11 protein-coding genes and 1 pseudogene are annotated in these 12,939 nt (G+C 59.4%); 2 read left to right on the forward strand and 10 right to left on the reverse strand.

The features are described 5' to 3' along the window. Nucleotides 1-151 precede the first annotated feature (151 nt). From J2X01_RS20405 to J2X01_RS20445, 9 genes are all read right to left on the reverse strand, one after another. Nucleotides 152-772 carry a TetR/AcrR family transcriptional regulator gene (locus J2X01_RS20405; protein ID WP_310061856.1) on the reverse strand — a complete coding sequence of 207 codons (621 nt, stop codon included), beginning with the start codon at nt 770-772 and terminating at the stop codon, nt 152-154. A 46-nt stretch (nt 773-818) separates the two neighbouring features. Further along, nucleotides 819-2,357, reverse strand: a complete 1,539-nt coding sequence (locus J2X01_RS20410; RefSeq protein WP_310061860.1) for a class I adenylate-forming enzyme family protein — start codon at nt 2,355-2,357, stop codon at nt 819-821. A gap of 25 nt (nt 2,358-2,382) precedes the next feature. Continuing rightward, a complete protein-coding gene (locus J2X01_RS20415) occupies nt 2,383-3,402 on the reverse strand; it encodes an LLM class flavin-dependent oxidoreductase (RefSeq protein WP_310061864.1) in 1,020 nt (339 codons plus the stop codon). 10 nt (nt 3,403-3,412) lie between these two features. After that, on the reverse strand, nt 3,413-4,177 hold the full coding sequence (locus J2X01_RS20420; RefSeq protein ID WP_310061867.1) for an enoyl-CoA hydratase/isomerase family protein: 765 nt from the start codon (nt 4,175-4,177) through the stop codon (nt 3,413-3,415). Nucleotides 4,178-4,264: 87 nt separating this feature from the next. Next, a complete protein-coding gene (locus J2X01_RS20425) occupies nt 4,265-5,815 on the reverse strand; it encodes an ABC transporter substrate-binding protein (protein ID WP_310061870.1) in 1,551 nt (516 codons plus the stop codon). A 56-nt stretch (nt 5,816-5,871) separates the two neighbouring features. Continuing rightward, nucleotides 5,872-6,873: an ABC transporter ATP-binding protein gene (locus J2X01_RS20430; RefSeq protein WP_310061873.1), complete on the reverse strand. Its 1,002-nt coding sequence runs from the start codon at nt 6,871-6,873 to the stop codon at nt 5,872-5,874. 1 nt (nt 6,874) lies between these two features. Then, nucleotides 6,875-7,765: an ABC transporter permease gene (locus J2X01_RS20435; protein ID WP_310061875.1), complete on the reverse strand. Its 891-nt coding sequence runs from the start codon at nt 7,763-7,765 to the stop codon at nt 6,875-6,877. Then, nucleotides 7,762-8,682, reverse strand: coding sequence for an ABC transporter permease (locus tag J2X01_RS20440; RefSeq protein WP_310061878.1), 921 nt, complete (start codon nt 8,680-8,682; stop codon nt 7,762-7,764). The genes J2X01_RS20435 and J2X01_RS20440 overlap by 4 nt, the downstream gene beginning before the upstream one ends. Then, the gene (locus J2X01_RS20445; RefSeq protein WP_310061881.1) at nt 8,679-9,536 is read right to left on the reverse strand and encodes an ABC transporter ATP-binding protein; all 858 of its coding nucleotides are present in this window, start codon (nt 9,534-9,536) and stop codon (nt 8,679-8,681) included. Before J2X01_RS20445 ends, J2X01_RS20440 begins: the two co-directional genes overlap by 4 nt. Before the next feature lie 1,220 nt (nt 9,537-10,756). Here J2X01_RS20445 and J2X01_RS20450 point away from each other — a divergent pair. Then, on the forward strand, nt 10,757-11,689 hold the full coding sequence (locus J2X01_RS20450; RefSeq protein ID WP_310061884.1) for a cytochrome b/b6 domain-containing protein: 933 nt from the start codon (nt 10,757-10,759) through the stop codon (nt 11,687-11,689). A gap of 120 nt (nt 11,690-11,809) precedes the next feature. Beyond that, nucleotides 11,810-12,585, forward strand: a pseudogene (locus J2X01_RS20455) (enoyl-CoA hydratase-related protein). A 128-nt stretch (nt 12,586-12,713) separates the two neighbouring features. Here J2X01_RS20455 and J2X01_RS20460 read toward each other — a convergent pair. After that, nucleotides 12,714-12,939: hypothetical protein (locus J2X01_RS20460; RefSeq protein ID WP_310061887.1), on the reverse strand; the 226-nt coding region annotated here is incomplete at its 5' end.

The raw sequence follows: 12,939 nt of genomic DNA on the forward strand, positions 1-12,939 counted from the left end.
GGAGATATTCATTTGAGGCAACGACTCGGTGTTCGCGGAGCTATTGACATGAGGCAACAGGCCCCCCCGGGGCAATCTTCCCTCCGCGCGAGGCCCGCGCGACGATGGTGGCGGGCCTCGCTACAGATCTGGTTCAGGGCGCCGGCGGAACCTACCGCGGCAAGGCACCCTTGATGACCAGATCGGTCATTTGTTGAGCAACCTCACCAAGGCTGAGATCACCATCGTCTCTGTACCAAGTGACCGCCCAGCCGCACATTCCCAGGATGGCGAAGCTGGCAATGCGCGGACTGGCGACCGGGGCGAACACCCCAGATTCCATTCCGTTTCGAATCACCTTCACCCAGTATTCGTCCACGGCGTCACGTTTCTCCTTGATCGCGGCGAACCTCTCCCCCACGAGAAAGCGCCGCTCCTGCAAGAAGATCGTTACCTGCGGCCGATATTCGGAGATGCCGACCAGGGCTTCAAGAATGAGTTCCCGGAGTTGCTCCACCGGGTCATCGCTGGCCGCGACGATCCGTTCGCAGTTTCTCAAGCGGTTGTCAATGTAATCCTCTTGAATTTGATGAAGGATATCCTCCTTGCCCACGAAGTGGTGGTAAAACGCACCCTTGGTCACTCCGGCCTCAGCAACGATCGACTCGACCGATGTCGGATGGTAGCCCCGCTCCTCGAACAGCTTCAGAGCGGCATCCAATAGAATCCGTCGCGTCTCTTCGGGTGCATAGGTACCGCCCCGTGATCCGTTTCCGCGGCCGGAAGATGTCATCCGTTTCTCTCCTGTTGTGCTGGCTCAACTTATTTTTAATGATGTTTTAGCGGGGTGGGGCAGACGCCAATTCGCGCAGATTCCTCTTCAATACCTTCCCCGACGCATTGCGCGGTAGCGTGCCGACGAACTCTACGTACTTCGGCGTCTTGAACGAGGCGAGTTTCGCCCGGCAGAAGGCGAACAGCTCTTCAGCCTCCATCGAGTGACCTGGCTTCAGCACGATGAACGCCTTTGGAACCTCCTGCCAGCGCGGATCAGGAACACCAATGACTGCAACTTCGTAGACTCCGGGGTGCCCGTAGATCACCCGTTCAATCTCGGAACTGGCAACATTTTCTCCGCCGCTGCGGATCATGTCCTTGAGCCGATCCCTGATCGAAAGGAATCCGTCGGCATCGAGAACGCCAACATCACCTGTGTGGAACCAGCCGCTGCGCCAGGCGGTCTCAGTCCCGGCTGCATCGCCCCAGTAGCCTGGTGTGACCTTCGCTCCCCGGATGACGATCTCCCCCTCCTGCCCCGCAGGTGCTTCTTCTCCGTTGGCGTCTACTATGCGGAACTCTGCGAAGGAAACGGCAGTTCCAACCGTCCCGTATTTTTCAAGGGCGAGTCGCTCGGGAACGCAGCTGACCATACTACACCCTTCAGTGATTCCGTAGGCCTGGACAAGCCGTGTGGTCGGGAATTGCCGCCGCACGTCCCGATAAAGCTCCCCGGAAGCGGCTCCAAACGTCATCCACCGCAAGGAGGACAGATCCAGATCCTCACGACTGGCGTCCCGCAAGGCATGCAGCACGGCCTGAACGAAGATGCCCCCAGTAACTCGGTGTGCGTGGATCATCCGCAACGCCTGCGCCGCATCGAACTTCCGCATGATCACCATTGCCCCGCCCGAGAAGAGAATCCCAAGTCCGGGCGCATCCAGCCCTGCGATGTGGTAGAGGGGAGAAGATACCAGGATGCGGTCAGCCGCCGTCAACTGAAGTTCCACCGTTGAAGAGGAGATGTTGCACAGGACCATGCCATGAGTGATCACGACTCCCTTAGGACGGCTGGTCGTCCCGGACGTGTACATAATTCGTTGGATGTCCTCCGGGCCGACGATCGCGGAGGACACCTTTGCCCCTTGGTGTTGCCTGACAGCATCATCAAACGCCAGCCATTCCGCCGTCCCAGACCCGTTAAGACAAACCCGCGTGCCCAAGGAAGGCATTCCTCCAGCGAGCTCGTCAACAATGCCGACGAATTCTTCATCGGCCAGAATGGCAACGCTGCCCGAATTGGTCAGGAGATAGTCCAGCTCGTCTTGCTGCAGCCGGTAGTTCAGGGGCACCGCAATGGCACCCACCCTAAAGATTGCGAGGAGGGCATTCACGTACTCAGCCGAATTCAGGCCCAGCAGCGAAACTCGATCACCCCGGCCGATGCCGCGCGTGGCCAGGTACGCGGCGAAAGAATGGACGGTTGCGGCAAGGTCCTCGTACGTCCACGTCCGGGCGTCTGTCAGCAGGGCCGGCTCATCCGGGCGCCGGCTCCGGTGCACGTCGACGAGATTGGAAAGATTAATGTTTGCGCTGTTCACTCTGCTCCCTTTATAAGATACCTGTTCATACCAGCGTCTCAACCTCGACGCTGTCGAGAGCCGGCAGAACTTCTTCACCCAGAAGTCTGATCGATCTCAGTACATCCCTCTGCGGCATGCCAGTCCATTGGAGGCGCAAGATCACATCGGTATAGCCCATCCGGGCATAACGGCTGAGGCGTTCGATCACAGCCTTGGGATCCCCGACAACTGCCTGCCCTGAGATCAGTTCTTCGATCGAGGCGCCATGGTCCCAGCCTCGATAGTTGGCATATTGTTCCGCCAGGAATGGACGCGCCGCCTCGGCTGCAAGTGGCGTGGTTCCGGCGACGCATCCCTCCCGGAGCAAGGGGTAGTCCCGGTCCAGGGAGCGATCGTACTCCCGCAGAGTGTCGCGAAACGCCGTCATGCGATTAGTGACCTCGTCAAGATCCCCGTTGGGAGCCACCGCCCACGATGCATCCAGGCGAGCCACCCGGCGCATACCGACCGAGCCGAATGCGCCGAGCCAGATGGGCGGTCCGCCAGGCTGCACGGGCCGAAGGAAAATTTTGGCATCTTCGAGCTCACCAAAGCTGCCGGACATTGTCACCGATTCCCCGCTCCAGAGGGCCCTGACTACCGATACGTACTCCTCCAACCTCCGGAATCGCTCGTCGTAGGGAACGCCCATGGCTCGATATTCCACACTTCTGTATCCGGAACCGAACCCGGCGATGAGTCTTCCGCCAGAGAGGACGTCGATGGTCGCCAGCTCCTCTGCCAATGCGACCGGGTTGACCAGCGGCAATAGATAAACGCCAAAGCCGATTCTGATTCGCTCCGTACGGGCCGCCAGATAGGCGGCGACGGAGAGCGGCTGAAGGAACTGCGATCGCGTCAGGTAATGGTGTCCGATCAGGATCGAATCCAAACCAGCCAGTTCTGCCAGTTCCACCTGCTCCATTGTGTCTCGCAGCCCGGAACGGGCGTCCGCCTCCACCTCGTAGTGCGCCGATAGCGACATGCCTACCCTGAGCCGTTGTGCCACAGATGAATCGCTCACAGAATCTCCTTTAATCCGCACTAGCGCTGTTGCTATTCGTTGTTTCTTCAGCACAAAAATGCGCCATCGCCGTTTCAACGCCCAATTCTCGTCTGCCCTTTTCGGGGAGACCCGCAGCCTCAGCAACCAGCCGCTTGGTATCGCGCAGCGGCGCGGCACCGTATCCTGCCATGGTCTCCGCAAGTTGAAGTGCAGCCGTGCCCAATTTATCCGGTGACCAAATCTCGTGTACCAGCCCGGCCGACAAGGCTCTCCCAGCAGAGACTGTTTCGCCGGTCAATGCCCAGGCCTTCACCTCGCGGGTGCTCATCGTGTTCAGAAGCTCCGGAACGACCGTTGCCGGAGCGAATCCGTTCCGGACCTCCGGGACACCAAACTTCGCATCGTCGGCGGCCAGCACGACGTCGCAACGTGACAGTATCGAGCAGCCGAAGCCGAGTGCCCAGCCGCTCACCGCCGCGATCACTGGTTGAGGGCAGTCTGTGATGGATTCCAGAAGCCGACGCCCGTAAGTGAAGAAATGGCGGGCTTCATCGCTGGTGGCGCCTTTCAGCACGCCCAGGTCCCTGATATCCCAGCCGCTGCAGAATGGAACCTGACCGATCCCGAGGACGATCACCGATGTGGAGTCGTCGGCCGCCAGCAGGTCAAGGCGTTCCGCCAGGTCTTCAGCTTCTGCCTTTCCGATCGCGTTCTTCGTTTTCGCTGATGTCCAGCTGAGCCGGGCAACTCCGCTGTTCAACTCAAGGTGGGTCCTATCGAGGACATTATTCACCGATTGCTCCTCACGCTTGGCTTGGGTGTTCCTGGACAGCGCCGCCGAAGCGGATGCAGCGGCGCTGTCCAGGAACTTCGTGCGGTGTCAGTTCTTGAGTGAGACGACAGCCCAGTTGGGCAGCAGATTTCGCGGGGCCACGAAACCGTCGACCTTCTTGGACAGTCCGTACAGACCAACCACGTCGTAGAGCGGCACGTTGCACACCTTCTGGTTCAGCACGTAGTCCTCGATGTCCGCGTACGTCTTATCGCTTTCCTGAACCGTCTCTGCCGCAAGTGCCTGGGCAGACAAGGCGTCGATCTTCGGGTCCACGCAGTGTTTGGTAATGCTGTTGTTCGTCAGGAACCCGTGCACATAGACGTCGGGCTGCAGGAAAACCGGCGAAATCTGGTACATGTACATTTCGAAGGCGCCCTTGGGACGCAGCTCGAAGAACTTGGTCACGTCCAATGGATTGCGCTTTACGTCGAACCCGACGGCCTCAAGCATGCCGGAGACTGCCTCACCCACCTTGGAATCCTGGGGATACCGTCCGACCGTGTAGGAGAAGGTGATCGTCGGGCGAGAACCCGCCAACAGCGTCTTGGCGCCCGCAGGATCGTAGCTGGTCGGCTTGCTGTGCTTCGGCTCGGAGGACATTAGCTGTCCGATGAGAAACGGCTGGGCCTGGGCGCCGTCACCGTGGAACAACGACTTGACGATGGAATCACGGTCAATGGCCATGGACGCGGCCTTGCGGAGCTTTTCGTCGTTGAAAGGCGCCTTGGCGGTCTCAAAGAATACGGCCATCTCCGACGTCGAGGGTTCCGACAACAATGTCAGCTGCGGATCATTGACCAGGGCACTCTTTTGCTCAACCGGGACATCAATCGCTACGTCTGCGGCACCGGTTTGCAGCAGCGAAAGTCGCGAGGCGGCATCAGGAGCCCAGCTGAACACGATCCCGTCCAACTTGCCCGGCCCGCGCCAGTAGTCGGGATTCTTCTTGACGGTGATCTTCTGTCCTGGTTCGTACGAGGCAAGAGTGAAGCCACCAGTTCCCACGGGAGCCTTAGCGAACTTTGCGGCTCCCTGCTCTGTGTAGTTGGCCGGCGGGAGTGCATACACAACCGAAAGTAGCTGTGGAAGCGCAATATAGGGCGTCGTCGTCGTTACGTGGAGCTTGGTGGCATCCCCCGCCTTCACATCGCTGACAACGCTCATGTACGTCGCGAGTTTGGCCTTAGGATCGGTCTTGTTCTCCTTGATGGAGAACGCAGCCGCTGCCGCATCAAATGCTTCGCCGTTGGAGAACTTCACACCACCGCGGACCGTGAATTCCCACTCGGTGGATGAGGTCTGCTTCCACGAAGTCAGCAGGCCGCTGTCCTGGGGCGTTCCCGCGACATCGACATCAATGAGCGGATCCAGAATCGATCCCCAGACCCGTGCGTCGCTGATGACGGATTGAATCGGATTCAAGGTCACCGGCTCGGTCGGTGTGATGACCCTCAAGGTGCCGCCCACGATAGGGGTACTGCTACTGCTGCCGCTACCGGATCCACCAGACGCGCAGGCGGTGGACACAAGAACCAGCATCAGCACCGATCCCAGGGCCGCAAGATTTCTGCGAGGGGAACGACGGAAAATTGTCATATCAAGCCTCCTAGATAATACCAACTGGATGGTACGCAAACCTCACATCCTGGCGCTCAAGCGTGGCCCAGGACTGAATCTGGAATTCTGACTTCCTCCTCTTGGACAACCACGCAGCGGGCCCCTGACCTATCGCCAAGTCGGGTCCAGCCAACGTTTTGTTGCCTGCACTCGTCACGTGCCAAGGGGCACCGGGGGGCGAATCGGCATCCTTGCCAGTCCGCAGCCACCGGTGGCGGAGATCCTTCAATGCCTTGCAGTTCGTCGGTACCCCAGGTCGGTATGGCCTGCAACAGTGCACGTGTGTAGGGATGCCGAGGATTGTCAATCAGCTCGTTCGCTTCGCCTGTCTCGACAATCTCTCCCGCATACATGACCGCTATCTGGGAACAGATGTCCTTCGCCAACATCAAGTCATGTGTGACGAACAGCATGGCTGTCCTGGATTCGCTGGTCAGTGTCCTGAGCAGCTTGACCACCTCAGCTTGTGTGGTCACGTCAAGGGCTGAGGTGCATTCGTCCGCGATTACAACTGCGGGCTCCGTGACAATAGCGAGCCCAATCGCGATGCGCTGGCGCATTCCTCCCGAGAGCTGGTGTGGAAAGGCGCCCAAGACACGATCCGTATCCGTGAATCCCATCTTCCTCAGCACCAGCTCGAGGCGCTGATCTATCTCCTTCGCCGACGCGTGCTTCTGGTGGCGTCGCACCACCTCCCGGAGCTGCTTGCCCACCTTCATCAGCGGATTCAGGGACATAGCGGCGCTTTGGAAAATCATCCCGATCTCGCTGCCGCGCACGCCCTCGAAGTGGTTCACCGACTCGGAGGAGATCACCTCCCCTCGCAGTGCGATCTCTCCTGAGCTCACCCGGACATTGCGTTCGAGGAGTCCGATCATCGACCGAACCGCCGTGCTCTTGCCGCTGCCCGACTCCCCGATCAGGCCAAGGATCTCCCCCTCGTGGAGGTCCAGATTGACATCGTGAACCAGCTTCACCGGCCCTAGCCCGGTCGTCGCCTCGATGGTGAGACCGTGGACTGAGAGAACTGCAGTCATATCAGAAGCTCCGTTTCTTCGGATCGAAGCGGGACCGCAGCGCGTCGCCAAGAAGGTTCACAAGGAGCACAACGACGGTGATGGCGAGCCCCGGCAGCGCAGCCACCCACCACGCCATGGTCAACTGGTCCCGGCCGTCGGCAAGCATGGCGCCCCAACTGATGTCGGGTGCGACGACCCCCAGCCCGAGGAAGCTCAGGGCACTCTCAGCCAGGATGATCGTTCCCATTTGAAGGGTTGCCAGGACGGTGGCTGTGCCGGCGAGGTTCGGCAGGAGATGCCTGAGCATGATTCGCCAGGTAGGAACCCCCGCGCATCGTAGGCCGACTATAAAGGGCCGTTCCCTCAGGGACATCGTTTCCGCCCGGATCACGCGGGCATACTGTGCCCATCCGACTAGAGCAAGCACAACGATGAGAATTGTCAGTGATCGTCCCTGCGCAGCGATAATAGCGATGGCGAGCAGGATGAACGGTAGGGCAAGCTGGGCCTCCACGAATCGTGAGATTACTGCATCGGCCCAGCCCCGGCGGTAGCCGGCAAGCAGACCGAGAAGGATACCTGGGACCGCCCCCGCGACCATGCCGGAGAGCGCGATGATGAACGTGAGCTGACCGCCGTAGACAACCCGAGACAGAACATCACGCCCCAGCTGATCGGTCCCTAAGGGGTTGCTCCACGTGCCGTCGGGAAGCCACACCGGCGGCCTTAGCGCAGCTGAAAGAACCTGGACGTTCGGGCCAGGCAATGGAAGCAAGGGCGCCAGAAGTGTCACCAACGCAATCAGCCCGAGAGGGACACCGAAAGCAAGGATTGAGGCACTGCCCCTCGAGTAGCCTGGAGTCTTTCTGACGCCGACGCGGATTTCACCAACTTTCGTCAGGGTGCTCATGCGCTCTCCCGGATTCTTGGGTCAACTAGTCCATAGAGCAAGTCGACGAGGAGGTTGATCAAAACGAATCCCAGGGCACCCACGATGACGATCGCCTGGACCAGTGGGAAATCCCTGGTTTGTACTGCCTGGGTTGCGAGGCTTCCCAGCCCTGGCCACGCAAAGACGAATTCAACTGTAACGGCGCCCGAAAATAGCATTCCCATCTGAAGTCCAACGATTGTCACTACCGGCAGGGCCGCCGAGCGTAGGGCATGAACAAGAATGATTCGCCAACCGGCGAGTCCTCGGGCGCGTGCCGCTGAGACAAATCCTTCCTGCAATACCTCGCTCATGCTGGATCTGGTGAGTCTGGCTATCTGCGCCATGGGCAAGGTCGACAAGGTCACGGCAGGAAGCACGAGAGACGGCAGGGACGCATTCTGTCCGGCAGGGAGCCAACCGAGTTGAACAGCAAAGAGCATTATCAGCATCAGCCCGAGCCAGAACAGTGGAACAGACTGCCCCAGCAAAGCCATCGCTGAAGCGAGACGGTCGATGATGCCCCCCTCGCGAACCGCTGCCAGAATGCCAAGCGGCACACCGATCAGTACCGCAATCAGCAAAGCGGCGACCGCTAATCCAATAGACGCCGGAAGCCTGCTGGCAATGAGATCGACATTGCTGAGGTCATACCGGAGCGAATCCCCCAGGTTGAAAGTTGCCAGATCCAGCAGGAACCGGCCGTACTGGACGATCAGTGGCTGGTCCATGCCCAGCTCGGCGTTCAACTGTGCAATCTGGTCAGGCGTAGCGAAGTCACCCAGAATCTGCTGGACAGGACTCCCGCTACCCCGGGCGAGAAAGAAAGCAATAGACGAAGCCACAACCAGCGTCAGGACCGCGCTGGAAGTCTTCGAGACGATTAGGCGGATCACGAAGCCTCCTTAGCAGGCTGGTACGGATCAAACCCAAGATATCCATCCGGCCCAGCTTTCGTCTGCGGCCCGTGCCCGGTCTCGCGACGAATCCCTCCTCCTGGCACCGCTGCCAGGAGGGCCTGGGTGTAGGGGTGTTTCGGGTGCTCAAGAACCTCGTGCGTAGAACCGAATTCGACGACTTCGCCCGTCTTCATGACATAGACCCGGTCACAAACGGCTCGCACTACCGCGAGGTCATGACTAATGAAGAGAATAGTGAGGCCCTCGTTATCACGAAGGTTCTTCAGCAGTCGCAGAATCTGCGCCTGCACGGAAACGTCCAGAGCGGAAGTCGGCTCGTCGGCCAGCAGGAGTGAGGGGCGGAGAAGCAAAGCTCTGGCGATCGAGACCCGCTGAGCCTGGCCACCACTTATCTGGTGCGACAGTCGAGTAAGAACTTCGGTGCTGAGTCCTACGCGCGACAGCAGGTCTTCGTCGCTGATCCAGCTTGTGCGCTTCTTGTGCAATTTGCGCAGCTCGTCCAAGCCGCTGCCGATAGTCTGGCGCGGATCCAGCGAGCCATGCGGGTCTTGGAAGACCATCTGAATAGATGCACGTTCGTCAAGGGACATCCTCGGCCCTGGGACGACAGCATCGACGGTGATGCTCCCGCTCGTGATCCGGCCGAAACCGACCACTGCCATAGCGAGCGACGTCTTGCCGGAACCGGACTCGCCAACGACCCCGACAATCTCGCCGGCACCGGCAGTCAGATTCAGTTTTTTGACCGCAGTATTCGCGGGACGGCCACGGCGGCCGGGGTGCACGATCGACAAGTCAGTCACATCTAAGATTGTTTTACGTGCTTGCATGTATCCCTCTCTGCCGTCCCCGCCAATGTCAGGAACCATCCATGGTGTAGCCGGCACGATACGACCCGGCAAGCGCCCTGCAAGAAGTACCGCCGATATGGGCCCCGAGCCTTGTAAGGTGCCGCTGGGGCGCCCCTGCTATTCATAACGTCCGGTCGGTATGTACTTTGACTGTAAGCGGGATCACAGTCACCGGTCAAGGGGTAGCGGCCTTAGTGTCGCGAACCTCGAGACTCTACTGCATCTGCAGTCCATCAAGATACCTAACATAGTGCTTCCCTTCCATCGTCAAAGCTCCACTCGACGTCACCTGTCGCTGCGATGCAAGACGGGCATTGATGGCGCCAGGGCATCGGCGCAGCGCTAGAGAGCTATGCGCCCAAGTCATCGACGGCTGCATCCAGATCAGCGCACCCGGCCACTTCAGCAACGATACCGAGCGCGGGCAATTGCGCCGCACTGTAACGCAACGCTCCCGCAACAGCAGCGCACGCGTATCGAGCCAGGCCGGAAGGTCCTGCCGGAACCGCTGATCGACCTTTGCCAGCGCATTCGGTGAATCCCCAACCGGCCACCGCCCCTCGGGACGAGAAATCCAAGGAAAGCTTTAAGACCGGCCCGGGGCCCATTGCAATAGATCCATTCGTAGCCCGCAGGCCCACGAGGCATCCGTCAGGGCGGACGGCGAAGCATTCCACCTACTGCCCCCTTGCTCGATCACAATGTCCATATACTCAGGAGAGCGTTGGCCCGGATCACCTGGTTTGGCCGCCGATTGCGCCGCGGCGCGCCATGTATCGGCGAAACCCGTGCGGCGAGAAGAGATGCGCCGCGGGGTCCCCCGTGCCCGCGAGTAGGATTGCAGGCTCTTGAAACATACCAACCGGTCGTTATATGGTCGGTAAACGATAGACCAATGCTCGACATCATGCTTCAGGACGGTATCTCATGCAGCTCAATAGCACGACGCGAAGCCACCCTGGATCCAGGCAGAACGGCACTCCTATGGGGGTAAGACGGAAATGCAGTCGACTACACTCATCGCGGCGATCGAGCGAAACACGCTCCTGCTGCCATACACTCTCCGATCTGGACAGCTGCAGCCGACGCCCATCACCCGGATGGCGCTGCCGGGCAACTGCACCCCGGCAAAGGGCGAGCCAACGACTCCGTCATCAGTCCTTTGATGGGCGGACCACTCGCGAGAGGGGTGTTGCCTGATGTCGACATCCACGAAATCACCAACGGGCACCAAAAGCAGGTGGTCCAAAATCATTTGGATCTCGCCCACAGCCATCGCGGCTCTCTTTCTGGTCGTGCTCCTAGCGAAATGGCTCCGGGAAGTTCCTGGGGGTCAATCGTTCCTGGCAGACTTTCCCGGGCATACAGAACTGCCTGAAGGCGCACCGGTGGGCCTCCCCGCTTGGCTGGGGTGGCAGCATTTCCTCAATATGTTCTTCATCGTTCTCATCATTCGTTCTGGTTGGCTGGTGCGCACCACGGCCCGTCCCAAAGTGTATTGGACTCGGAACCACACGGGCCTGATCCGAACGAAGAACCAGCCGACGAAGATCAGCCTGGATCTGTGGCTGCACCTTACCCTTGATGCCCTCTGGGTCATCAACGGCATCGTGTTCATCATGCTGCTCGTAGCCACCGGGCAATGGGTGCGCATCGTGCCGACTAGCTGGGACGTGGTCCCGAACGCGGCCTCGGCTGCGCTGCAGTACGCCTCGTTGAACTGGCCTACCGAGGACGGCTGGGTCAACTACAACAGCCTCCAATTGCTGGCCTACTTCACCACGGTCTTCATAGCAGCACCCCTCGCATTGATTACCGGCCTCAGAATGTCACCACTCTGGCCCACCAAGGCACAGACGATTAACAGGATCTTTCCGATTACTGCCGCCCGAGCAATGCACTTTCCGGTCATGCTCTACTTCGTGCTCTTTATCATCGCGCACGTGACCTTGGTGCTGGCTACCGGAGCGCTGCGCAACCTTAATCACATGTATGCATCAAGTGATGAAGGGGGGTGGCTGGGATTCTGGATCTTCGCGGCATCGCTCGTCGTCGTGATCGCCGCCTGGCTCCTCGCCAAACCCATTTTCCTGCAGCCCATTGCATCACTCACCGGACGTTTTTCTCGGTAAGCAGGGGAAACGTCAACAACCGACAGCTTCCAGACCCTGCGCGGGAAGACACCGGTGCGGATCAGAAAAACGTTGCATGATTCGACCAGACTGGGCCACCGCAGAGACGAAGGAAACCAAATGCCCGAATATCAAAATATTCTTGTAAATCAAGACGGCCGGGTTGGCATCATCACGCTGAATCGCCCCAGAGCCCTGAACGCGTTGAATGCAGCTCTCAGTATTGAAGTCTTGACGGCAGCACAAGAACTCGATACCAATCCGGATATCGGGGCCATCGTTATCGCCGGTTCAAATCGTGCTTTTGCAGGGGGCGCTGATATCAAAGAAATGGTATCTCAAAGCTAGGTCGATATGTTCACCGGGACTGGTTCTCTGTGTGGGCCCGGCTTGCAAAGATCAGAACTCCGATGATCGCCGCTGTCGCAGGCTATGCATTGGGTGGAGGCTGTGAGCTCGCCATGATTTGCAATCTAATCATTGCTGCCGAAAATGCCAGTTTCGGGCAGTCCGGAATAAAACTGAGTGTCATCCCCGGCATAGGCGGATCCCAGCGCCTGACCCGGGCGGTCGGAAAGTCGAAGGCCATGGAGATGATCCTATCGGGACGGACGATGAGCGCCGAGGAAGCAGGGTGCAGCGGCCTGGTAGCTAAAGTGGTCCCGTTGGCCGAACTGATGGAGGATGCCTTGGCAACGGCAAGGACCAACGCGGACATGTCCAAGCCGATCGCGATGTTAGCCAAGGAATCCGTGAATCGTGCGTACGAGATGTCGTTGGTCGAGGACGTCCAGACGGAGCGCAGATTCATGCATTCCTGCTTTGCCATCAAGGACCAAAAAGAAGGAATGCATGCATTCGTCGAGAAATGCTCCCCCGTCTTTCTCCACCGCTGAACGAAGGGCTAAGTCTGCGGACAACGGCCGCGCGTCACACACGCGGCTCATTGCCCCCGTGGCCGACAATATAGTCGGCAAGGTCCTCGTCAAATGCGTCATCCTCTTGGTTTCGACAAGCCGGGATCCTACAGACCCGACTTTGCGGAAAGCCGAAGAAGCCGGATGCTTAGCGCCCACCGCCAGAATCGTTTGCGGGCGACGTCACCGACGGAGTCCTGATAGTGGGCATTGATCTTGAAAAGGCACCACCTCATCCATTGGAGATAGCCCATGCCTGACGTTGAAACATTTGTCCCCGACACGAGCGCGATACGGCGGGCGCTGCGGCGTGCCGGTGACGGGGTGACGCTG

Source organism: Arthrobacter ginsengisoli (assembly GCF_031456935.1).
Classification (GTDB): Bacteria; Actinomycetota; Actinomycetes; order Actinomycetales; family Micrococcaceae; genus Arthrobacter; species Arthrobacter ginsengisoli.